The 23882-nt window shown below is 45.1% G+C and carries 16 protein-coding genes; 3 read left to right on the forward strand and 13 right to left on the reverse strand.

Going from position 1 to position 23882, the window contains the following annotated elements:
* Window positions 1-248 precede the first annotated feature (248 nt).
* Genes JO154_RS15595 through JO154_RS15605 form a run of 3 tightly spaced genes read right to left on the reverse strand, consistent with a single transcriptional unit; the run spans window position 249 to window position 3459 of the window.
* Entirely contained in the window at window positions 249-2297 is a 2049-nt protein-coding gene (locus tag JO154_RS15595; RefSeq protein ID WP_291947133.1) for a glycoside hydrolase family 2 TIM barrel-domain containing protein, read from the reverse strand.
* A 60-nt stretch (window positions 2298-2357) separates the two neighbouring features.
* Entirely contained in the window at window positions 2358-2504 is a 147-nt protein-coding gene (locus JO154_RS15600; protein WP_291947136.1) for a hypothetical protein, read from the reverse strand.
* A 28-nt stretch (window positions 2505-2532) separates the two neighbouring features.
* The gene (locus tag JO154_RS15605) at window positions 2533-3459 is read right to left on the reverse strand and encodes a FecR family protein (protein ID WP_291947137.1); all 927 of its coding nucleotides are present in this window, start codon (window positions 3457-3459) and stop codon (window positions 2533-2535) included.
* A 185-nt stretch (window positions 3460-3644) separates the two neighbouring features.
* Between JO154_RS15605 and JO154_RS15610 the strand changes: the two genes are divergently transcribed.
* Window positions 3645-4946, forward strand: a complete 1302-nt coding sequence (locus JO154_RS15610) for a tetratricopeptide repeat protein (protein WP_291947139.1) — start codon at window positions 3645-3647, stop codon at window positions 4944-4946.
* Here the strand turns inward: JO154_RS15610 and JO154_RS15615 are convergent.
* The 10 genes from JO154_RS15615 to JO154_RS15660 form a co-directional block, all read right to left on the reverse strand.
* A complete protein-coding gene (locus JO154_RS15615) occupies window positions 4943-5179 on the reverse strand; it encodes a hypothetical protein (RefSeq protein ID WP_291947142.1) in 237 nt (78 codons plus the stop codon). The genes JO154_RS15610 and JO154_RS15615 overlap by 4 nt on opposite strands.
* A 150-nt stretch (window positions 5180-5329) precedes the next feature.
* Window positions 5330-6490, reverse strand: a complete 1161-nt coding sequence (locus JO154_RS15620; RefSeq protein WP_291947144.1) for an alginate lyase family protein — start codon at window positions 6488-6490, stop codon at window positions 5330-5332.
* A gap of 6 nt (window positions 6491-6496) precedes the next feature.
* Window positions 6497-8287, reverse strand: a complete 1791-nt coding sequence (locus JO154_RS15625) for a glycoside hydrolase family 36 protein (protein WP_291947147.1) — start codon at window positions 8285-8287, stop codon at window positions 6497-6499.
* A 23-nt stretch (window positions 8288-8310) separates the two neighbouring features.
* Window positions 8311-10176, reverse strand: coding sequence for an alpha-L-fucosidase (locus tag JO154_RS15630; protein ID WP_291947149.1), 1866 nt, complete (start codon window positions 10174-10176; stop codon window positions 8311-8313).
* Between the two features lie 14 nt (window positions 10177-10190).
* Window positions 10191-12731 (reverse strand): glycoside hydrolase family 95 protein, encoded by a 2541-nt coding sequence (locus tag JO154_RS15635; RefSeq protein ID WP_291947152.1) that lies wholly within the window; start codon window positions 12729-12731, stop codon window positions 10191-10193.
* Window positions 12732-12749: 18 nt separating this feature from the next.
* Window positions 12750-15206, reverse strand: coding sequence for a glycoside hydrolase family 2 TIM barrel-domain containing protein (locus tag JO154_RS15640; RefSeq protein WP_291947154.1), 2457 nt, complete (start codon window positions 15204-15206; stop codon window positions 12750-12752).
* Window positions 15207-15495: 289 nt separating this feature from the next.
* A complete protein-coding gene (locus tag JO154_RS15645; RefSeq protein ID WP_291947156.1) occupies window positions 15496-16110 on the reverse strand; it encodes a response regulator transcription factor in 615 nt (204 codons plus the stop codon).
* Between the two features lie 516 nt (window positions 16111-16626).
* Window positions 16627-17970, reverse strand: a complete 1344-nt coding sequence (locus tag JO154_RS15650) for an alpha-L-fucosidase (RefSeq protein WP_291947157.1) — start codon at window positions 17968-17970, stop codon at window positions 16627-16629.
* A gap of 32 nt (window positions 17971-18002) precedes the next feature.
* A complete protein-coding gene (locus tag JO154_RS15655) occupies window positions 18003-20150 on the reverse strand; it encodes an alpha-galactosidase (protein ID WP_291947159.1) in 2148 nt (715 codons plus the stop codon).
* Window positions 20151-20169: 19 nt separating this feature from the next.
* Window positions 20170-21966: an alpha-L-fucosidase gene (locus JO154_RS15660; RefSeq protein ID WP_291947161.1), complete on the reverse strand. Its 1797-nt coding sequence runs from the start codon at window positions 21964-21966 to the stop codon at window positions 20170-20172.
* 730 nt (window positions 21967-22696) lie between these two features.
* On the opposite strand from JO154_RS15660, the gene JO154_RS15665 reads away from it, so the two are divergent.
* Together JO154_RS15665 and JO154_RS15670 are read left to right on the forward strand one after the other, a co-directional pair.
* Window positions 22697-23269 carry a TetR/AcrR family transcriptional regulator gene (locus tag JO154_RS15665; RefSeq protein WP_291947163.1) on the forward strand — a complete coding sequence of 191 codons (573 nt, stop codon included), beginning with the start codon at window positions 22697-22699 and terminating at the stop codon, window positions 23267-23269.
* A gap of 59 nt (window positions 23270-23328) precedes the next feature.
* Entirely contained in the window at window positions 23329-23754 is a 426-nt protein-coding gene (locus JO154_RS15670) for a universal stress protein (protein ID WP_291947165.1), read from the forward strand.
* The last annotated feature ends 128 nt before the right edge of the window (window positions 23755-23882 follow it).

Raw genomic sequence — 23882 nt, forward strand, 5'->3', positions numbered from 1 at the left:
ATCTACCAGTATCAGAACCGTGCAAGGATTTAAGGTAGGGATCAGCAATACTACCGCCGGTTTGAGATACTATGCGAAAACAGCGCCTGTGACTGAATAATACAGTGATTGCTCATCACATGTACAGTCTGGGCTGTTTCAAAATATTTTACTACAAAAAAAGGAATTGAAGTCTGCGACTTCAATTCCTTTTTTTCTTTTTCGTCGTCCCTGCCCGCAGGGCAGGGACGACAGGCAGGAGTGATGAACTACTTCAATATCCACTCTACTTTGTCAGTATACTTCTTACCATCTTTTGTTCCTGTACAAACCAGTACATTTTTTCCTTTCTTCAACTTTACATTTTCATATAGATAATGCACAGAAGTTGTTCCCGGCTTAGGGTTGCTCAGGGTCTTGCCATTCAGCGTGAGCACTGGGGTACCGATGTTATCATATACCGTTACAGTAGTAATTGCTTGTGTTCTTTCTGTTAATCGGCGATCAGAGATATATACCACAGGCTCTGTACTCCAGTTGGCTTTGTACCAATAAAACGCATCCTTGCGGAGTTGTCTATCAAAAGTGACCAAGCCTTTCATATTACGTGCAGGCACGCCTCCTCTAGTCCAGAGTGGCGCACAGAAATCGAACATATTCCAGAGATAGGAAGACACGAGATACGGATGTTTGGCAATGATCCCCCATTGAATTTCATGGATACGGGTTTCTCTTTCTTCTGGCATAAAGGGGCCGCCGTATTCCACTTCTGGTAATATTTCCGCATGTTGGTTCACGTTACCATCGCCACCATATTCACTGATTACCACTTTATGATCTGGATATTTCTGTTCCAATCCTGTTACCCATTTTTCCAGATCAGGCGTTTTACCTTCATACCAGCCGTAATAACGGTTCATACCCTGTATGTCCGCATTGCGGTTCTCAGGGCGTTCCATGGTGCCGTAACCGTTTACGCTAACGGTATATCTATCTGGGTCCAGTGTTTTGGCGATATCCACCATCTCGGCAGTGAGGGTGCTTACAAAATCTGCGGGTGTTTTTTCATACACTTCGTTGTGCATGCCCCAGGTATAAATAGAAGGATGATTGAACTGCTGTTTTACCAGTTCTGTAATTTGTTGTTTCGCATTATCTCCTTCTTGGCCGGAAACAGCGTTTACAAAAGGTACTTCCGCCCAAATAACAAAACCGATACTATCACATTTGGCATAGATGTAATCCGCTTGTTGATAATGCGCGAAACGAATAGAGTTCGCGCCCATTTCTTTTATCATTTCCAGATCCTGGGCATGCTGCCAGTTTTCGAGGGCGTTGCCATATCCCCACCAGTCCTGATGTCTACAAACACCATGCAAGCGATAAGGCTGATCATTCAGATAAAACCCTTTACCAGCTTTGATTTCAAATTTGCGAATACCTAATGGCTGCGTTATTTCATCAATAATATCGTCATTTTTACCAATGAGGGATACCACCACTTTATACAGATGTGGATCTTTCAAACCATTCCAGAGATGTGGTTTATCCATATGTACCTGCTGGGAGAATGTTTGTCGGCCCTGTGCAAGCACGTTGATATCCGTTTTGATTTCTTTTGCGAGTTGGCCGGATTGTGTGTAGACACGGGTACGCAGTTGTGCACCCTGCGCTTGTTCAAAACGGTTATCGAGCTTTGTATTGATAGTGATATCCGCTCCTTCTGCGCTCACATTTTGCTGGCGGATGTACACACCGGGAGAGGCATAATCGGTTGTAGCGATATGCATTCTATCCGTAATCACTAAGCTTACCGGACGATAAATTCCACCATAGATACCAAACAGGTTGTTATTGATAGGAATGACATCCTTGCGAGGTTCATTGTTTACTTTCACGAGGATGGTATTTTCCCCACCAAAGTTCAGTGCATAGGTGATTTCCATTGCAAAGGCGCTGTATCCGCCTTTATGTTGACCTATAAATTTATTGTTTACATAGACATCCGCTACTTGTCCGGCTCCTTCAAAACGCAGGAATACCTGTTTTCCTTTGAGGGCGGCGTCCATGGAGAGTGACTTCTTATACAGGCCATTGCCGGCATAGAAATCTTTACCTGCCTGCATATCCTTGTTATTCCAGGTATGCGGGAGGTTGACCGTTTCCCAGGTATGCGGCGCGGCGCTGTCTTTCGGACTATAGTCTGCTTTCGTAAACAGCCAGTTCTTCGTCAACGGGAGTTCTGTACGTCCCTGTGCAATCGATTGTTGAATAGTTGCTGCAAGTAAGCTGATACCTGCAAGGAGTAATTTTTTCATGATGTAAGCAATGGTTTGCTTCTAGTACTGCGTATAAAGAATGATTATTTGAATACAGGTTTAAACGGCATTGTCACCAGAAAAATTCTGTCCAGGCATATCTTCAATGAAGCTATAGATAATTTGCCGCGTTTGGGCACTTTTAAGTGCAAAAGCAGCGGTGGTAGCCATTAGGTTGGCCACCATCCCGGAAAGTCTTTTTTTCATGTTCACAGTATTAAAACGGCAGGGCCGCTTACTTCAGTGTAAGATAATATCTTCCTTCCTTATCTTTTGTAATAAATACACCTATTTTTTTGCTAACTACTTCTAATACCTTCTCCGCCCCTTCGGCATCGAAGTTGGCGGTGACGGATCTTTTCAACGCTTCTCGCGCAGATGGCGGCACTTCTACCTGTATATCATAGTAATTTCTGACTACTTCCAACACTTCTTGTAGGGGAACATTATTGAAGTGGAGACGGCCAGTTTTCCAGGCCAATGCGCCATCACTACGCATAATACTTTGCTGTAGCCCTTCTTTTTCTGTCAAGCTTCCTTGCATACCGGGGGTTAACAGGAGGTCATCATATCCCGAACTTTTCATCTTCACTTTTCCATTGATCACGTATACGGCTACACTACTTTCATCCATACGCACGTTAAAGGACGCCATTTCTGTTAATAGCGTCACATCATTGCCAATTTTCAATTGCATCTCTTGTCCGGTTACCTTGGGAATATCGAAAAATACTTCTCCTTTATACATGTAAACCTTCCTGCTACCTTTATCAAACTGCTGAGGATAGGCTATTTCAGCATTCCCATTCAGTATGGCTTTGGTACCATCTTTCAACAACAAAGAATCAATATATCCCGTACGGTTCTTATTTATCACCAGGGGCGTCCTGGAAAAAAAAATATAACCGGCAATAATGACGGTAATCAATAACAAAATCAGCAAGCACCATTTCAAAAGGCCAGGTGTATTTGGTTGTCGCCTGGTAACAGGCAGCGGCTGCAAATCGTCTTCCAGCCAATGCTGCAGTAATTTCTCCAGGTAAGCAGCCTGCTCCGGACCTTTGTTTCTCAACTCGGCTATCTGATCCTGTAATTGGGGATCATGTGGTGCATTGATAAATCGAACAATCAGATCAGTAGTGTCTGTAGTCGGCTGGTACATAATTTCATTCCTTCCTGTGCAAGACGAGGGAGAATACTCTCTCTGAAGTCTCTGTCCTATAACTGCATTATAATGCGGCAGTAAATATAGGAAAAATCCGTATGTGACTGGTAGAATAAAATTATTAGGCTAGCTGTAGAAGGTTTAATAAATTAGTAAGCGAACAGGCTAAATCCCCCCAGCGTATGACACCTGAATCACTATCCGATAATGAACAGGATTATATCGACGGACTATTACATCATAACCCGGATGTTATCAATGATATATACCAGAAGTTCGCGATCAAAGCACAACGTTTTATCCAGCAAAAAGGAGGCACAGTAAGAGATGCAGCCCACATTTTCGAAGAAGTATTACTGGATATTTATTTCTTTGTCAGACGCCATCCCTTACAAGTTTCTTCTTTCGAAGCTTTTCTCATCCTGCTCTGCAAACGGGTATGGGAAAAGGAAGTAGAAAGAAGAGGTCAGCGTATTCCCGGCCTAGAGCCCGATGAAACGGCCGCTCTAGGAAGAGAAGATATGATCGATCTAGAAGATGTAATGCGCGAAGGTGAAAAAAGAAGAATCGCCTATCATCAATACCTGCAATTAGATGATAACTGCAAGGAGCTCCTCAAATGGGCACTCACAGACCACCTCCAGGAAGATATCGCTGCTGAAATGAAAATTTCACCAGAAGAACTTCCTGCTAGAAGAGCCGATTGCTTTCATCGCCTGTTCCGCAATATAGACGCATCTATGAGAACCTCGGACGCTCCCAGCGAAACGGAAGTGGGCCATGCAGATGCATTCCTCAGCAACTTCATGAATGAAGCCGATAAAAAGGCTTACGCCGAAAAATTACGCACCAATATTACGCTCAACAGTCAAGTCAAACGCTTTGACCTTATCCGTAAACTGCTGGCACAGCGCATCTGCACGGATGCAGACCGCGATGATCTACAACACCAATTATTCGCACACCGCAATGCCTGGTTCTCCTCTAGGGATGCCCAGGTAACGCCTATACGAAATTATGTGATCGGTGTTGCTATCCTCGCAGTAGGACTCGCCACCCTGCTATTTATCAGCCCATGGCGGAAAAATATCTATAGCCAATTCTCTTCTACGGAAATGTCGGCACAAGGCAGCGATAGCCTGGAACTGTCGAAAGAAATCATGGGAGAATTCAACCGCGGACATTTCAGCGATGCCCTACAGATGCTCAATACAGTCCTGGAAAAAAATCCAGGAAATATTTACGCCCGTTACTTCCGTGGCGTATGCCTAGTAGATCTCAACCAGATAGAAGCAGCCAGAAAGGACTTGCTCATCGTATATAACGGTGATAACAAGATCCGCTACGAAGCAGCTTTCTACATCGCATTAAGTTACCTGAAAGAAGGCCATAAACAGGAATGCCTGGATTGGCTAGTGCAGATCCCGGAAAGTGCTCCTAATTATATCAAAGTACAGAAACTGATTGAGGAACTAAAAGGCTAGTGCATATAACTACTACCACCAGCGTGTATAAAGCTCTCCACTTCTCCCCTGATCAACTCATATACAGGCGCTTTCTCGCGCTTAATACGCACCAGTTGTTGCAGTACCAAAAAATAAATGGTACCGTCACTGCAACCATTCAACTGTGCTTTAATGATTTCTTTTTTTACCTCTTGACAACTGTTGGCATCCAGCTTCTGATAAATTACATAGAGGTCTTCCATCCAACTCATACGCTAAAGTTTTTGCATAGACTTTAAATTTACGCATTATTAATGTTAATAATACCTCAGTTGGGAAGATTTAACGTTTTGGAAATTTGGGGTAATTGAAACCGGGATTTTTTGCATTTTATTGAAAAAAATCCCGGTTTTTTATCTTTTCTATAGCCAAATCAAAGGATTCCTAACAGGTAGGTTCCTCAATACTTCTTCTACCTGTGGATCATGATCCAGTCTTAACCAGGTTTGATAATACTCTTTCTTGTTATAAGCAACCGCGCCGAAAATCAGGAAAGGATGTGCCACTGGCCAGTTCTCCCAATACATAATATCATGTGCAAATGGCCAATTATTCTTATCCTTCACAAATGGATACATCCAGGAAATCCCCTTTGCAATAGACTTCGTTTTTTCTAACGTATAAGCCCACAAGTTATCTCCCGGTTTACTCAATACCTGGCAAAGAGTGCTCATGGCATCCAAATTGAACAACGAGTAGCCGTAAGGTTTAGTACGTTTCAGCTCTAAGGGAAAACTACCGTCTGCAGCCATTTGCGCTGGCAACAGTACATTTTTATAACGGTCGGTACAGAAGGTAAGCAGGCTGTCATTGTGCGTAAAGGAAGCAAATACCGCTACTTGCATCACCCAACACGTGCCATGATTATTTGCTGCTTTCATTTCATCTTTTCCATAAGGATGTGTGGTTAGCCATTGCAGATATTCTTCAAACCAGGAGCGGATAGCCTCCAGGTCTGCTGCGGGAATTATTCCCGCTTTCTCCATGATTTTCAACGCTTGCACTACTTCCATCAACTGAATGGTATCGATGATACCGATTCCTCTACCGGTAGCCCGACCTTTAATCGCCTGTGCAAATTGCAAACTCGGATTCATCCTAGTAGCAGGATCTGCAAACCAGGCTTTTGCATGTAACAGGGCGTGTTCCAGGTAAGTCTTATCCTGACTGGCCATATATCCGGCCGCCAATGCGCCCATAATCCGGCTAAACCGAATCATCGCCTGACGATGCGCGACGAAGTTATCCGGATTACTTTGTCCATCTTTTTGAATGTACGGACTGTCCACACTCACAGGATTTGGCCACCAGTAATCGCCTTCTGAATAGAAGTCGTGTATACCGCCGGCACTACGGTTACACCTAAACGCAGTAATTGTTTCAGGTGCTTGTGCCGCAGCCCATGCTGCCCTTTCTAAGATAGCGGGTCGCATATCGTTTATCACCTGGTCGCGCCAGCGCTTTTGTGCGCTGGCTGCCAGTGTCATCATCATCAGGAGTAAAAGGAATAAATTCCGGATCATTTGCAATTATTTGAATGTAAGCACTTTGCCATCGTGGCCTGTCAGCTCTACACTATAAGTACCTGTAAATTTACCAAGACGCTTTCCTGTCCAGAAGTCAAATACTTCTGTTGGTTTATCCAGTTTTACACTGAGTTTTTTGGGAGACGACTGCCAATTGAGTAGGATAATTCTTTGCTCATTACCAGCTTTCACACGGCCTACTTCGAACTTTGTATTCTCAAATGCCGCTGCTTTACCAGTTGGCGGAGCCGCTTTCCGAAGCATATTCAGTCTTTCTGGAGAGATAGTGGTTAGGTCGTCACCACTGAGGAGCATGCCACCAGTTGCATACAATAAGGCTGCATGGAATTGATATTCATTATTTGGCATATCACCGGTAAGTACGAGGCAATCTGGATCATTCCACCACAGACGGCCGTTCTGCCAGGAACGATACAGGTTTTCACGTCCTGATTTTTCAAATACTTCCCATTTACGTTTGATGTCCATGGAACTGCGACTACCATGCACCAAGCCCAGAGAAGGCCAGAGCGGATGGTTACATCCCAGTATGAAAGCATCACCAGTTCCTTTGATGATTGCTTCCATTCCTCTGCGATAGGCTTCTACACGAGTAGCGTTCTTATCGTAGTAAACGCCGCCATGAATAGCACCCCAGAAGTTCGCATCCAATTTGAAATAGGTGACACCCCACTGCTGACGCATCACCGTGAATACTTCTGTCAAATGTTTTTGCACATCAGGATTCGTTCCATCCAGTACATACCAAGGCTTCATTCGCCATCCCCCGAAGGTAACTTTATCACTACGCAATGGCTGACCAGTATTATCTTTCACCAGCCAGTCTTTATGCTCTTTAAAAACGGTGGAATTACTATCACAGATAAAAGGCGCTACCCAAATAGCAGGCTCAAAACCTTTCTCCTTGATGGTATGCAGCACCTGCTGCACATTCCCGCCAAAAGAATTACCTACTGCCAACCAGTCGCCCATATGCGGCTGATAGCCATCATCCAACTGAATATACTTCAGTACGGGCGCATTGGTTTTGATATAATCCAGGTTATCGTATACGTTTTTCGCAGTCACTTTCGGACCGAAGCAATACCAGGAGCACCATCCATCTGGAGGGGCTTTGAACTCCAATCGAGGATGGTTTTTCTGAATTCTTCCAGCGAATTTATCCAGCAACTGATTACCATCTTTTCCATTGGTGACCATCAATTCCTCCAACTGGAATTCCTTGCCTGGCGCCAATTCCATGTTTTCCAGATCTTCCGCTAGTTTGATCGTGTCTTTCGAAATATAAAATTTACCCACCCAACGGTTACTGCTGGTATACCCCAACAATAATTCAGCATCTGCGGATGGATAAAGTCTTAACAGATTATATACGGCGAGATAGCCGTCTGGCTGAGGAATGCGGTAATGGCCCGCATCGGTGTAGTTGCCAATGGTCTCGGGCTTCTCCAGTGTGCCGGCCGTCTGCGTCAGCATCTGGAAACCTTCTGCATAAAATGGCGTACTACCAGGCAATACTTTCGCCACACTACCCAAGATTACTTCTTTCAGGCGAATAGGTGCACTACCGGTATTGACTATACGAATATTACAAACTTCATTATTCCAGGTTCTGAATAACTTAACAGTAGCAGGCGCCACAGCACCATTGGCCTGATAGATAGTACCAGGGCTGTTTTTGAGCGACTGTATAAACTGATCTGATACGCCTGCCATGGCCGACAAGCCCGCCAGCAGGACGCTACCCAGCAGAGAGAAAAACTGTTTCTTCATCGTGAAATTTATTAAGGACGATTTTATTGCGCTGTTAATTGCAGCTCAAATAATTTCATCAGTTCTTTTGTGTTATTAGTTGCCGGCTGTAGGGAGACAACATACTCTCCAGGAGCCAGTGTTACTTTACCAATCGATTCATTGATAGCGCCCTTCTGCGCAGGCACTGTACCTGTAAGCTGTTGCTGTCCTACTTTTACGGTGTACTGCTGACCAGCCAGGTCGCTCAGGTATTTTGCAGAAAAACTGAACGTAGCCTTCTTTACCACCCTCACTTTCCAGCTCAACTGCTGATCGGGACGAGCGATGCCCGCCACCCAATAACTGGCCGTCTTCCCATCACCTTTTGAAAACCCTTTGCCAGTCTGGTCTGCATCATATGCCAGTAAACGATTTGTAATGCCATCCGCATCCAACTCTCTTGGCAAAGTAGTAGCAGGCAATTTATCTGCCAGCTCCAGCACTACCACACTGTTGATCGTATCAGGTGCGGCTTTAGGCAGTGTAACGCTAACGTCCGTACGATTTACCACTGCTGTTTTGAGGGCTGCGGTAGTATTCATCAGGTAAGCTTTTTTCACTTTACCTGTCAATCCGCCTACTGTCAGGACGCCATTTCTAGGCCATGAGAAAACGTGTAGGAAAAGTTTATTGTCTTTCTGGGTAACTTCTCCCCAGGGCTGAATGGGCAATGGTGCTGCTGCTGTACCATAAATACTGTTACCATATCGTTGCATCCAGGAACCAATGCCGTGTAGTATAACCGTGTCTCTCGGATCTATTACACCATTGCCTTCAGGCCCTATATTCATCAGTAAATTTCCTCCTCTGTCGGCCGCCTTTGCGAGTAGTCGAATGAAAAACGAAACGGGTTTATGACTATCATCGAATTTAGAATAGCCATAAGATTCGTTGGTAGTGGGGATTGCCTCCCAATCGCCGGTTACAGGATAGAACTCCGCCGGACGGTCGGAAGTATTGATATAATCCCCGAAAGAATAGTCATTGCTGCGCGCCAGTCTTCCATTTACAACCACATTGTTATCCACAGAGCGGATCGCTTCCAGGATACGGATATTCTCGCTCAACGGCAGTTTATGCGGCGTATCAAACCAGAGAATATCCGGATGATACTTTGCAATGAGTTCTTTTATCTGTGGTATTGCTTTTTCATCTACATATTTCACGGCTTTAGGTAACAATTCCGGATGTACATCAAACCAGTTGCGACCTCCATGCAGGTCTTTATCTCCTCCAGGATTGTCGTAATCCCAGTCGTTACCAGGTGCATCTGGATGTTCCCAATCAAATGCATGGGAATAATAAAAGCCGAAACGAATGCCGTATTTCTTACAGGCGGCAGATAATTCCGCCATCGGGTCCCGATGGAATTTGGAATTTTTAATGCTGTAATCGCCGATAGCAGTAGGATACATCGCTACGCCATCATGGTGTTTCGCCGTGATAACGAGATAGCGCATACCTGCCGCTTTGATCATTTTCACCCATGCGTCTGCGTTAAAATCAACCGGATTGAAAGTGCGGATCAACAGGGAATCATATTCCCCTCTGCGAATCCTCTCCTTTCTCATCAGGTGTTCTGCATAGCCGCCTACTTTCTTGCCTTTCCATTCCCCACCGGGTACAGAATACACGCCCCAGTGGATAAAGCAGCCGAAGCGGGCGTCTCTCCACCATGCAATGCGACTATCATGGGCATTCATCGAAGTTTTCCACCAGCCATTCACGGCTTTATCAATCGCTTGCTGATCGCGGGATACCGCCTTCTGACTCAGTACGCCATCATCATCTCCTTTCACTTGTGCCATCGCAGGTGCAGCGATAACGCCAACGCCTACACTCAGTATTATATGTTTCAGGTATTTCATAACGGAAATTGATACTATTTGGTGATGGTATAGGATTTTCCACCAACGGTTGGCAGATCGTATTCAAATACCTGTTTCAGATCCAGCGAAGCCAGTTTGGAAGCGTCTTTCACTTCTGTTTTTCCTGTCATTGCTAATGTATAGAAAGGGTTCTGATTGGCTCCTGATGCGGGTTTAGCACCTACAATTTTTACTGGCTGCTGTACCCTTACGCGACAATTCCCTCCTAACGAAGAGCGTATAGTCGCACTCGTTAACTGGCCGTCTTTCCAACTCATATCCACTTCAAATCCGCCTCTGGCTTTCAAACCTTTCACAGAACCGGTTGGCCATGCATCTGGTAAAGCCGGCAACAGGTAAATAGCGCCATCATGGCTTTGCAGCAGCATTTCCGTGATACCAGAAGTTACGCCGAAGTTGCCATCAATCTGGAATGGAGGATGTGCATCAAATAGGTTGGCATAGCTACCACCGCTGTTATCCGCCACACTAACGGCTTGTCCGCCAGCGAGGAACAACTGTTTATTCAACATCGTATAGGCGTGGTTGCCATCTTCCAGACGGGCCCACCAGTTGATTTTCCAGGATTTGGACCAGCCGGTACCACCATCTCCACGGAGGAGCAAACTACGTTTAGCCGCTTCCGATAGTGTAGCATCATGACGCGGAGAAATGAAGTTGCCAGGGAAAAGGCCATATAGGTGAGACACGTGTCTGTGGCTGTCTTTAGGATCATCCCAGTCTTTGTACCATTCCTGTAATTGTCCATACTGACCTGCATGGAAAGGATACATTTCAGACAGTGTTTTGGTCAATCTGTTGGCCAGTTCCGGGTTTTTACCAAGGACTTTCGATGCGAGGATGGTATTGTTAAATAAGTCACGAATAATGGAAAGATCCATGGTAGTGGCAATGCTCACAGAACCAGTGGCTTTGCCGTCTACACGGAAATTATTCTCCGGTGTAGTAGCAGGACTGGTTACCCAATAACCGTTATCATCTTTGATGAGCCAGTCCAGCATGAATTCGCAGGAGCCTTCCAACTGTGGATAAATAGACGCGAGGAATTTTTTATCGCCGGTATATTGATAATGTTCCCAGAGGTGACGCGTCAGCCAAGCGCCGCCCATAGGCCAAATAGCCCATTTAGGATTACCGCTTGGATCATTGAAATCAATACCGCCAGCAGGGTAAGTCATTCCCCAGAGATCGGAATTATGATGCGCGGTCCAGCCTTTTGCGCCATAGTTAACGGAAGCGGTAGTACGCCCATTCTTGGCCAGCAGGCTGATAAAATTGAACAATGGTTCTGTACATTCTGAGAGGTTCGCCGATTCAGAAGGCCAGTAGTTCATTTCAGTATTGATGTTGATGGTATAGTTTGAGCCCCAAGGTGGCTGTAGTTCTTTATTCCAGAGGCCTTGGAGGTTCATAGCAGTACCTCCATTGCGGGAACCAGCTATCATCAAGTAACGACCATACTGATACAACAAGGTAGTCAGTTGTGGATCGCGGTTGCCACCAGCAGCAGTGTAGTATTTCAAACGCTGGTCTGTAGCCTGTTTCGCGCTGCCGTCGTCGCCGAGATTGAGGGCCACCCTGTTAAACAGGTTAGTATAATCTTTTTCGTGACCAGACAAGAGCTGTGCATATGGCATCGCTGCCGCTTTGTCCAGTGCCGTTTTTGCGCGGGCCACAGCATCTGCACGTACGCCCTCGCGGGTATAGCTTGTACCGATAGATAGCAGCAACACCACATCCGTAGCGTTTTTCACATGGATACCGCTTGTATCTTCGGTGATTTTGCCATCTTTTGAGGTAGCTTGTAAATGCACCGCATAGCTGACAGGATCGCTGCCATCTTCGCCTTTACCGTATACTACTTGCTCTTTTTCATAAGCGCGGGCAGCCACGTAGGATGGGCAACTACCACTCATCGCAATGTAGTGTTTCGCTTTATCCACCACCTTATTGGTATGCGGCATTGGGTTCGCAAAACGGGTATCAAAGCTAATAGCACCTGGTTTGCTGGCGGTGAGTCGCATAACGAGCAACTGCGCCGGATAGCTGATGAATGTTTGTCGCGTATATACGATACCGTTAGCACTGAATTTCACGGTACTTACACCGGTATTCAGGTCTAGTTCCCGGTGATAAGCTTCCGTATTACCAGGAATGTTATTATCTAAGAAGAGGCTGCCCAGTGTGAGATAACGGGCACTGTATTTACCCATCATTTCACGGGAGAGCTTATCTGCCTCCATGTACTTTTCTTCTTTCAGGAGTTGGCGTACTTGCGGCAGGATTTCTTTCGCGTTCGGATTATTGCCGTTGCGGGGAGTGCCTGACCAGAGGGTCGCTTCATTGAGTTGCAGTTCTTCCGTCTGTACACCGCCAAATACCATGGCCCCAATGCGACCGTTGCCCAGTGGCAGGGCTTCTACCCATTGTGAGGCAGGTTGTTTGTACCAAAGCTTCAGGAGAGAATCCGGTGGCGCTGCATGCACTCCTAATGCCGACAAGCATAGGCTGATGCTTAAAAAATATCTGTTCATCTGTTGGCAGATTAAGGATTATAATTCTATCAAACCTGTTGTTAAACCATCGGCGGTAGCGGCTACAACACTTTTACCGTTATTGTTGACAATGCGAATGCTCGCTTGACCGTTGGCCAATTGTACTTTGCGAGAACCGCCAGCAGTGCCCAAATCATCGATCAGGGTGCCATTTCCAGCAACAGACCAAGTAATCTGGTTCGCTGCATCCAGGCAGAGCACACCATTTGCGTCTACTGCTTTCACTTTCACCAATGTGGTATTGCCTTGGTTTTCCTTTTCCACAATCAGTCTCGCAGGTTTGCTCCATTTCTCTGTTTGGTAAGTCCAGGTGGTTTCATCTGTCACCGTGGTTTTGCCGTTGCGGGCTACTACCCGGATATTATTCTGACCAGCTTGCAGTACCACTTTCCAGCGAAGGCCCGCAGCCGGGAAGTTCTGGCTATCGCGTTTTTTCACACCGGCACTTTTGCCGTTTACAAAGAGTTCTGCTTCAGGGCAGTTGGAATATACTCGCACTTCTTTCTCTTCTCCTGCATTGCCCCAACGAATAGGCCAGTTGTGGCCGTAGATATGTGCCATTGGCTGTGTGAGCCAGTAGGATTGGAATACAAAGTATATTTCTTTTGGCGTGAGATCGCGTGCTACAATGCCTTTCTGATTAACATAAGGGACAGGATTCTCCGGACGCAGTGGCGTAGAGAAATCTTTGAATACCCAATAAGCGCTACCAGTAAGCGTAGGCATTGTTTCTTGTTCCTTCAGGTGCCAGTCTACCAGGTTTACCGCATAAGACTCAGACCAGTCGCCATCTTTGGAGGCGCGTGCATTACCGCCGGTAAGCGCGAAATCTCCCGTACGTTCATCGGCACCTTTTCCGGTCGCAATCTGTTGTATAAAGAATTCAGGATTTTCGGAATATCTGCCTTGGTGGCTATCCGCGCCCCATTCCGCATGGAAGAAGTGTTTTACACGGTCGATTTCCTTCAGGGTTTCCTGTTTGTACTCCGTATAACGACCGCGGTACCATCCTGCCCAGATAGAAGGAGAATACACATCTACGATATCCTTACAGAAATCGCAGCGGCGAATGGTGGTGAGGCGGGTGCTATCCAGTTGATGCGCCAGGTGATGGAGCTCCGACATGAAGTTGCGGATCTTTTCCTTATCGAATTCAGGGAAATCGCCAGGCCAGTCGTTTTCGTTACCGAGGCCCCAGAGGATCACGGCAGGATGATTACGATGCTGGCTGATCATGTTCGTCAGCATTCTTCTCGCTTGTTCCTTATAGATGGGGCCACCGAGGCCGCCGCGGCACCAAGGAATTTCTTCCCATACGAGGATACCGAGACTATCGCAGAGTTGGAGTACCAGCGGATGTTGCTGATAGTGGCCGAGGCGGATGAAGTTGGTCCCCATTTGTTTCATGAGGATCATTTCTTTTCGGATGGTCGCATCATCCATGGCAGCCGCTACGCCCGCATGATCTTCATGACGGTGCGTACCGCGGAGCAGGAGGCGTTTACCATTCAGCAAGAATGGGCCATGCTCTTCAAATTTAAAGTGGCGGAAACCGGTAGTACCGGACCATTCCGCAGTACCAGCAGTGGAGCTGATACGGGCAGTGACAGTATATAGGTTGGGCTGATCTAGAGACCAGCGAACAGGTTTTTTAATGGAGATCGTTGCCAGTTGTTGTTCTCCGGAGGAGAGCGATAAAGGCTGTGTGATTATTTTCACCACTTGGTTGCGCGGGTCGCGCACGGTGATTTCCAGGTTTGCATCTTTTAGGTTTGCGGCATTGATAAAAGAAGAAGAGAAGGTCAGTGTACCTTCATTTCCGGTCGCATCTGTAGTGGCCTGCATATGGAAAGCATCGAAGGCAAGTGCAGGCGTGTATACCAGTTCCAACGGTCTGTAAACACCACCATATACATTGAAATCCGACATAGAAGAAGGAATCATTTCCAGGTCGCGGGTATTATCTGCGCGGATGGCCACAGGCACTTTTCCTTTGAAGCGTTTGGCTTCAGGGGATTGCAGGAAGTTTTTCACCGCATCAGTGATATCCACAGACCATTCATCGTATCCACCGGTGTGGGAGCCTACCAATTGCGTATATACATATACGTTAGTTTTTTGTCCTGATCCGAGGAAGTGGAGAAAAGTGCGACCGTTATTATATGGATTTTTAATATCCATGTTGGTCCGGTACCATCCGGGGCCTTGGTAGAAGTTTACATCTGGATCTACGCCATCGCGGTCGTTGAAGCAGTGAGGGATGGTTACTTTCTGCCAGAGCGGTACAGTTTCCGGGCTTCCTTCTGAGGCTGGGCGCATGGCTTCCCATACTCCTCCGAGGTCACTTTTCAGGAAATCCCACTGATTGTTGACACGAATGGTTTGTTGGGCCATTAGTACGTGGCAGGAACAAAGGAGGGCACAGAGCCAAAAGGAAAATACTTTTCTCATCATAACGGGACAGCAGCTTTAAATAATACTAGCGAATCAGTGAAATATGCAAACGTATGCACCACTACAATTTAGAATATAAAATGGAATAGCTTGGTTGACACTGTTTACGGCATCCAAATTACGCAATCGATTGCACAAAATACGGTAAAATTTTATCTTTTTCGCATAGCATTTTCAGGTAGTCCAGCGCATTGATAAGCGCGTCTGGAGCAGGAATACAGGTAAATTCCGCTAAAATCTGCGTTGGCAATAGAAGAGGGAAGTAATTAATACTGTGGTGCGGGACGCATCAGATTAAATGTTCTTTCATTGCTTTAACGATGGCATTGGAGCGGGAGTTAACCTCCAGTTTTCTGTAGATGTTCATAATATGTGAGCGCACGGTGCCCACGCTGATATGGCAATGTTCTGAAATCTGTTTGTAGGTATCCCCATCCACCAGGCATCGCAGGATTTCCTTTTCTCTTGGCGATAATCCATAAGTATCCTGCTGTACTGGTTGCACAGATGAGCGCTCTTTATTAAAAAAAGCCAACACTTTATTTACCGCTACCAGGTTGGAATGAATAGCTGCTTCATACACTCTCGATAAAAACTCCGAAAGCGTAACAGGTGGAATTTTATCCAACTGGATGCCTTCTGCCGGCACCTGTACCTGTGAAACAGCATTATTATCCTCCCTTAAACTGAGTAGAATAACATTAATATCAGGATACGCAGCCTTTACAATGCTGGCAGCCTCTATTGATGTTAATCCAGGTATATCTACATCCATAAAAACGAGGTTACAGATATCTTTTGCTAATTGTTGTAACGAATCAGTTGTTTCATGATGCAATTCTCCAACCTCAAAAACATTCGTCTCGCCCCAATGACCAGCACTAATAGGCCCCACTTTTTTCATAATATTCCTTTTGGGTTATGTGATTTTCATATGAAAGATCCTCCAGGTAAACTGCTAGTTTTGGAAGCTGGTATGGCGCTGATTACAAATAACTGGAATGATTACACGGTTCCCATACCATAACAAATTTGAAACAAATCCTAGTTGCAGTCAATCGGATAGGTATATGGTTTTTCAATAAATATTAATATACAAGATATTTTATATTACAATAAAGATACATTCATAATATGGTTGACAATAAAGATATTCTGGATCAACAAAAACGTAAATGGCTAATAATCAATACTCTTAAAGGTGGCAATCTTATTAAACCAATCAAATTAAATTTTCTAATATGTATGGTTTTTCTCTTCCGTGGTATTATATGTACGTAAAAAATTATACTACGGATTCACCATATATATTAAAGATTTTATTGACCCTTGTAAAAATAAATCTTTTCATGAATTATAAAAGTAAAAAATCCGCCCCCGTTTTTTAAACGAAGGCGGATTTTTTTTACTGGTTATTGGGTTATTGCAATATCAACTCAATTACCGGAATTTCTACATTAGGTTTCAACACTGGTAAATCCAGGGCTACATCTCCCTTATTGGTATTCCGCATTTTGATTTCAGAGCCATCATGCAGGAACTGCGCATATTTGATTTTACCTTTCATACCAGGCAATTCAAAACGCTGCAATGGGTAATCCAGTAAATGCACATACAAACGTTTGGTGTCAGGATTATACGTCAGCAACGCATTGTCTGGACGTTGAATATCCGCTGGCGCCTGTGTACAGCCGTAAATAGCGCGACTATTCAACTGCATCCAGTCGCCCATGCCTGCCAGGGCTTTCTGCGCACGATAATCAAACAATCCTCTAGAGGTGGGCCCCACGTTCAATAACAGGTTGCCCCCTTTGCTAACAGATTCGATCAACAACACCAACAGTTGTTTATTATCCTTCCAACTGGTTTCATCCCTATAATATCCCCATGAACCGGAGAAAGTCTGACAGGTTTCCCAATGCACTCTCTTACCATTACGCATTGGCCACTCAGATACTTTATACTGTTCTGGCGTTACGAAGTCAAACCCATCATCATAATTATTCAGATCCAAGCGATCATCTACAATAATACCTGGTTGTAGTTTACGCACCATTTTCAACAACTCTTCTGATCCCCAGTCGTTATGATCCTTACCATGCTCGCCAGGGAAGCTGAAATCTAACCAGAGAATGTCAATCTTGCCATAGTTGGTCATCAGTTCTTTCACCTGATTATGCAGGTAAGTACGGTATTTAGCCATATCACGGCCTTTATTCAGCTTGTCATAATCGGCAGGATTATTTGGTCGCTGTGGGTGATTTTGATCAATCGTATAATCCGGATGATGCCAATCGATCAGCGAATAATAGAACCCAACTTTCAGTCCTTCTGCACGGAATGCTTCTACCCATTCTTTCACCAGATCTTTCTTAATCGCCGTATTGGTGGATTTATACTCTGTAAATTTGGAATCAAAGAGACAAAATCCTTCATGATGTTTGGTGGTCAGTACCGCATATTTCATACCGGCTGCTTTGGCCATCCTGGCCCATTCGCGGGGACTGTACAGATCTGGATTGAAGTTATCGAAGTACTTTTGATAGGCGCTGTCAGTAATGCGTTCATTACTTTTCACCCATTCATGACGGGCTGGCATAGCATACAAGCCCCAGTGGATAAACATACCGAAACGATCATTCAACCACCAAGCCATGCGCTGTTCTTTTTGCGCATCCGTTTCTGCGGAAAGCTTCTGCTGCGCTTGTAACTGCCCTAGCGTCAGCAGTAACAAGGTGAGAAAGCCGAGTGTCATTTTTTTCATGTCGGATTTAAAATTTTGGTTTGATCAGATAATTACTCCACTACCAGCCAGGTATATCCGCCGGCAGGAATGGTAACTTTTACGTGTGCGTTGAACTCACGGTCAAGGGTATACGTTTTCAATGGTCCTTCTTTTTCCCGAATACGTGCTGTTTGGGTCAGGCCGCTATAGTACAGTGGCAATGCGATTTCCCGGGTAATAGGTGCGGCTGTTGGATTATACAACATGGCCAGCCCTTTTTGCGGCAGTGCAGCACTAATATGTAAAATACCATCCCAATCCCTGCCATCCGGCCGTCTGAGATGCAGGATATCCGCATTTAAAATAGTTCTGTATTTTTTATACCAGGAGACAACATTCGCTACTAACTGACGGGTACTATCGGTGTCGTATAAACGGGGGCCACGATAACAAGCCTGCACACCAGCGCCGTAGTATTGCATCATGAGCTTTTCATAATCCGACAGATGGTCTTTCAACGGCTCCAACGTTGCCGCTGCTCCACCGCCCTGGTACTCGGTTAATGGTACAAAGCCCCAGCTCATAGAACCGGTTTTCTCCCATAATCCATCATAAATATTCTGCCTGTTTAATATCTGTTGTTCCGCACGCGGCAAGGAGAAATTCACTTCCCTATATCCTAAAGCAATTTTATTGGTTCCATCCAGGAAATACCAATCAGGCGCATTCACATAAATGTTCCTCGCATACATCCAGTGATAAAGTTCTTTCTGTAATTGCATCTGCTTCCACTGGGAATCGTCTTTACCAGTATGACCAGGATGTGTGGAAGACGCGCATACATCTCCCGGATAAGGTCCATCATTTTCAAAGATCCCGAAGCCGGTTGCTGCAAAGAAATATTGCAGTTTCGCGATGTAACTGAGTCCCCATTTGCTTCCCAGGCATGGCGCATTTCCAAAGAAAGCACCTCCTGTTTTACCGGTGGTTGGATTTATCACGTCATCTTCTTCACTGATCCTCCTGCTAGAAAACAGGGAATATCCTCCTAGCAGAATTCCCTTACTTTTGGCATAATCCGCCAGGGATTTGAATTTCGAGATATTAGCGACAGAAGTATCTTCCATATTCAGGCCACTACCAAAGCTTAAAATCACGCCTTCATAACCAGTGGCAGCACATTGGTCGATCACCGCTTTCACTTTTGCAGGCTCCGTACTTACCAGGTGCATGAAGATGGGATTACGATTCGTCCATGGCGCAATCGTACGATACATGGCCCTCTTAGCGAGGCCATTCCGTTCCCGGTCATATCCATCCATCAATAATTCGTAGGTACGAATTGATTCAAAGCGACTGTCGTCTCCCAAAACTATACCTACCGGGACATTCGGATAAACCTCCAATACACAGGGCGTTAGCAGGTCATAGTTTACTTGAGAAGTGTAGGTACTATCGGCCTTCCAGTGAGTGGTTTGATCACTCAGATTGGCTTTCATGGCGTTATTGAAGGAATAATTGCTTTCTACGTATATGCCATGGGGGTTGGCCATCTGGCTCACACTTCCTACTACAGCGGATTCTTCTTCCGGCATAGCCAAGATTTCATTTTTCACCTGATCTAAGTGGATGGCTTTGCCAGTGCCATTGGAGATTTCCAGCCATTTAGCTACCAATGGTATACCATCAAACAAATCATAATGCACTTTTACCTGGAGTCCTTTCAGGCCTGAATTCGCTGCCGCGGCATAGGTAAATATCAACGATTTCCCTGTGGCTGCCTTCGTATGGCCATTATCTGCCAGGTAAGGCTTCAGATCCGCGATTTCATAGCGTTGATACTGCATATCTGTTGGACCTGCCTGTAGCCCATCCAGCCACATAGGCAGCAAGTAAGCCTGTTGACGCTGCGTATAGGCGCCACCGATATTCACCTCTTTCCCATCAATCACAAGCTGGGCCTCTGGTTTGACAGCGCGCAACAATTGTTCTCCACTGGTCAGGTTCCGAAAATCGGTGCATATCACGTTGGGGGATACACGAAAACTCCGACTCAGTAATCCGTTACTAAGGGTGATTTCCTTTCCCTGAACAGCAGCCACCGCTTTGTAGCCTTTGTTATTGATCAGCCAATCTGGCTGTTGCTTACTGCCTGTCTGTGCTCCTGCCTGTTGCAACTGGAGGAGTAATGCGGCAGCAAGGATGTTTAGTTTATTCATTGTTCACTGATTCTAATGGTTATTGCAGTGGTTGTAAGATGACGTTACGCAGCCTGAACAGCTCTTTCTTATTGGTTTTTGCCGGTTTCACGGTCAGATTATATTCCCCTGGCTGATCGATATGAATAACACCCACCGCATGTTGTATGAATAACATAGGTTGATGACTATCATAGGTGCCTGTAGGGAGCGTCAGGAAAGGCAGTTGCTGAGCTCCCAGCGTTACCAATCCATTTTGTGTAGCAGCGCCAGCTTCACAATTATAATCCAGCACTACTTTATAATCGCCTGCTTCCTGTACCTGCAGCGGGAATACGAGAGCATCTTCCGGTTGTACCATATTGATGGCGCAGTTATCATGTTTCCAATCGCCGAAATAGTGGGAATAGGTAAAGCTTTTCGTAGATGCAGCACCGTTAAACACTGCCCAAACTGGCGACATGGTAATTTCTGGATAATGCGCGCTGACCGTCTGGGTATGTAACTGCGACAAATCTTGCTGTTGGCCTTTGTATTCCATGACTACTACTGTATTGCGCGCATCCGGCAATGTAGCAGGCAGTTGTATAATCGTTTCGCCGCCGACTTTTTTCCAGGTGAGTGGCTGGGTTGTTCCCAAAATACGTATACTGGTAATATTGGCGTTGATGCCGGCAATTTTTAATTGATGGTTATCTGGTTGCTGCCAGATGTGGAGATACAGTTTTCCCGGTTTGCTAGTGGTCACCCCCCAAGGCTGTGCTGGGATCAGGCCATAAGTAGTACCATAGATGCTTTCACCGTATTTCTTCAACCATTTACCCGTTTCCAGCAAGTATTTGATACTGTACTCAGGCCATTTGCCATCGCCATCGGGGCCTACATTCAGCATCAAGTTTCCTCCTTTGGAGGCCACGTTAGAAAGTAGGTGAATAATATCACGGGGCGATTTGAAGTTCAGATCATGTTGAATATAGCCCCAAGAATCATTGTGCGTATAGATAGATTCCCATGCCCCTGCAATAGGTGTAGGCGGCACTTCTGAGTCTCCGAAATCGCGGTAATCACCTAGGTCATGGCCTACGCGACTACTAAAGAGGCAATTGGGTTGCAGTTTACGGAGACTATCAATCATCGTTTTAGTTTGCTCCACGGTGAGTCCTCCTGGCATATCAAACCACACAATGCCCAGAGGGCCATAATTAGTAAGGAGTTCTTTCAATTGTGGGATAGACTTACTGCGATAATATTGCTGATAGTCTTTATCTGCTTCTTTAAAGTCCCATTTATTACCGCCTCCGTTAGGCTCGTGCCAGTCGAGGAATTGCGAGTAATAAAATCCGAACTGGATATCCTGTTTTCTGCAGGCGGCGGCCAGTTCCTTCATGGGATCTTTTTTATAGGGTGTAGCATCTACGATATCGAAATCCGTCACTTTAGAATCGTACATGCTAAATCCTTCGTGATGTTTGGCCGTGATAACGAGGTATTTTATCCCGGAGTTTTTGGCGATTTCCGCCCATTGATCGGCATTAAATCCAGTAGGATTGAAGGTTTGGGCCACTTTTGCATATTCTGCTGCGGGGGCTTTTGCACGGTTCATGATCCATTCACCAGAGCCATAGTAGGAAGAGTCCTTCCATTTACCGCCGAGTTTAGCGTATAGGCCCCAATGAATAAAGAGGCCAAATTTGGCAGATTTAAACCATTCCAGGTTAGGATTGGCTTTGTTGTTAGCGCCGGTGGTCCACATATCCGGCATCTCCTGTGCGGAGCTTCGTATAGATATGATGGTTAGCGACAACAACAACAGTAGTTTTTTCACACGGTGGAACATAGGTGCTAATTAAATAGGTGAAAAAATAATCATTACCAGTGGGATGCGCAAGCGTATAGAAAAATGGTATCAGGGAAAGGGAAAAAACTACCTAATGAAAAGTATTTGAGCAGCTTAACCAGTGATTAACTAAAATGTCCAAAGTTTCTATTTACTTTTGAATTGTTAGCAGCAACTGCCATACAATTGTTAGTGGTTGTCTGATAATCGGTGAACAGGTTCCGAATTATAATACGATCTACATTTTTATCTTTAATTGTTATAATAATTTCATTATAGTTCCAAGGCGAACATTGTAATGTGAATGTTCTCAACTTTTACCCTTGCAGCAACTGCAAGGGTATTTTTTTGTGCAAATATTTTTTGTTAATCACGTATTAACAATGTTCTAATTAACACTTGTCTTTTTGGGGGGAGATACCTTTGTATTGTTCCTGTTGGCTATCCTAATGGCAAGGCTGACTGGGGCATAAACAAAATTAAAAATCTCAAACACAGCAAGAAATCAAATCAGAACATTGGTGAAACTTTTACTTAACTAGCAGATTGTCAGAACCCCCATTCATGGCAACAAACTTTTTAAGCTTAACAACAAGGATAATTAAGCGTGCTCATTCCTGAGACACGCTTTTTTCATTTAAGGCTGGGTTGGTATTTCACGGGATTCATTTAACACGACGTTACAAGAATTTGACACAGAAGTGAATATTTATTCGCTTATCTTTGTATTATGAAATTGAAGGATGACAGGAAAGTGGAGCTAATTTTTGAGGCTGCCTTGAAATTGGTAGCCCAGAAGGGCCTGTCGGGTATTACCATGGGTGATATTTCCCGGGAAGCGGGCATTGCTACAGGCACCCTTTATGTGTACTTTACAGGCAAAGACGAGCTCATTAATGCACTTTTTGCTGCCAGCAGGGCCAATTCAGTACAAGTAGCCTTCAGAGGATATGAACTGACAACACCTTTCAAGCTGGGATTCCGGACCGTTTGGATGAATATCCTCCGGTATAAATTGCAGCATTTTGAAGAAGTGGTATTCCTGGAACAGTGTTATCACTCTCCCTATATCACGGAAGAAACTAGAGAAAGAGCCAGAGAACTGGCAGTCCCATTCTATGATCTGATTGAAAGAGGCCAACAGGAAATGCTCATAAAAACCGCTGATACTGGCCTGTTACTGACCTTTATGATGGGTGCCATTAATGAACTGGTGAAACAAACGCATTACAGCAACGAAACCTTAAGCAAGAAAAAAATTGATCTGACTTTTGATCTGTGCTGGGATGCTTTGAAAGCATAACGAAATGAATAATTATTCATACTAACGGAAACTTTACTCATCTTTAAACAGCTTGTCGTATGTCAGATATCATGATTGCGGTAGATCTCAGCCCATTTTCCGAGGAAGTAATCAGGCAGGGTGTAACCCTCGCCCAACGTATGAACGCCAGCGTTACCCTCTTCTCTGTAGTAGAAGTAGGACTTGGCATCGCCCTCGCTGAAACAGTTGCAGATCTCCCAGCAAGAATCCGAGAAACAGAAGAATCATTAGCCGCATTTAAGAACCAACACCCCGGAGCTGATATCAATATCGTAGTGGCTACCGGTAATCCGAAAGTGGTTACGCTGGAAATCGCCCATGAAAGAAATGTCTCCTACCTGGTAGTAGGCACCCATGGCCGCACTGGACTGGATCACATGCTGCTTGGCAGCACCGCGGAATCCATTATACGTCATGCACGTATACCCGTACTAGTGATACCATACAATAAAGCGGATCATTAACGTTACTTAACACTCAACAATCACTAAAACAACAGGGCCGTGGCGGTTTTCGCCACGGTTTTTTTTATGCTTTCCCGGCGATTTTCGAATGGGAAAAACCGTTATCTTTATTTCGGAATAAACAGCAA

Source organism: Chitinophaga sp., from assembly GCF_019236475.1.
Lineage (GTDB): Bacteria > Bacteroidota > Bacteroidia > Chitinophagales > Chitinophagaceae > Chitinophaga.

Excerpts from the sequence above, each read along its gene's own strand:
- JO154_RS15595 (WP_291947133.1), bottom strand. The coding sequence starts at position 2,297 with ATGAAAAAATTACTCCTTGCAGGTATCAGCTTACTTGCAGCAACTATT.
- JO154_RS15600 (WP_291947136.1), bottom strand. The coding sequence starts at position 2,504 with ATGAAAAAAAGACTTTCCGGGATGGTGGCCAACCTAATGGCTACCACC.
- JO154_RS15605 (WP_291947137.1), bottom strand. The coding sequence starts at position 3,459 with ATGTACCAGCCGACTACAGACACTACTGATCTGATTGTTCGATTTATC.
- JO154_RS15610 (WP_291947139.1), top strand. The coding sequence starts at position 3,645 with ATGACACCTGAATCACTATCCGATAATGAACAGGATTATATCGACGGA.
- JO154_RS15615 (WP_291947142.1), bottom strand. The coding sequence starts at position 5,179 with ATGAGTTGGATGGAAGACCTCTATGTAATTTATCAGAAGCTGGATGCC.
- JO154_RS15620 (WP_291947144.1), bottom strand. The coding sequence starts at position 6,490 with ATGATCCGGAATTTATTCCTTTTACTCCTGATGATGATGACACTGGCA.
- JO154_RS15625 (WP_291947147.1), bottom strand. The coding sequence starts at position 8,287 with ATGAAGAAACAGTTTTTCTCTCTGCTGGGTAGCGTCCTGCTGGCGGGC.
- JO154_RS15630 (WP_291947149.1), bottom strand. The coding sequence starts at position 10,176 with ATGAAATACCTGAAACATATAATACTGAGTGTAGGCGTTGGCGTTATC.
- JO154_RS15635 (WP_291947152.1), bottom strand. The coding sequence starts at position 12,731 with ATGAACAGATATTTTTTAAGCATCAGCCTATGCTTGTCGGCATTAGGA.
- JO154_RS15640 (WP_291947154.1), bottom strand. The coding sequence starts at position 15,206 with ATGATGAGAAAAGTATTTTCCTTTTGGCTCTGTGCCCTCCTTTGTTCC.
- JO154_RS15645 (WP_291947156.1), bottom strand. The coding sequence starts at position 16,110 with ATGAAAAAAGTGGGGCCTATTAGTGCTGGTCATTGGGGCGAGACGAAT.
- JO154_RS15650 (WP_291947157.1), bottom strand. The coding sequence starts at position 17,970 with ATGAAAAAAATGACACTCGGCTTTCTCACCTTGTTACTGCTGACGCTA.
- JO154_RS15655 (WP_291947159.1), bottom strand. The coding sequence starts at position 20,150 with ATGAATAAACTAAACATCCTTGCTGCCGCATTACTCCTCCAGTTGCAA.
- JO154_RS15660 (WP_291947161.1), bottom strand. The coding sequence starts at position 21,966 with ATGTTCCACCGTGTGAAAAAACTACTGTTGTTGTTGTCGCTAACCATC.
- JO154_RS15665 (WP_291947163.1), top strand. The coding sequence starts at position 22,697 with ATGAAATTGAAGGATGACAGGAAAGTGGAGCTAATTTTTGAGGCTGCC.
- JO154_RS15670 (WP_291947165.1), top strand. The coding sequence starts at position 23,329 with ATGTCAGATATCATGATTGCGGTAGATCTCAGCCCATTTTCCGAGGAA.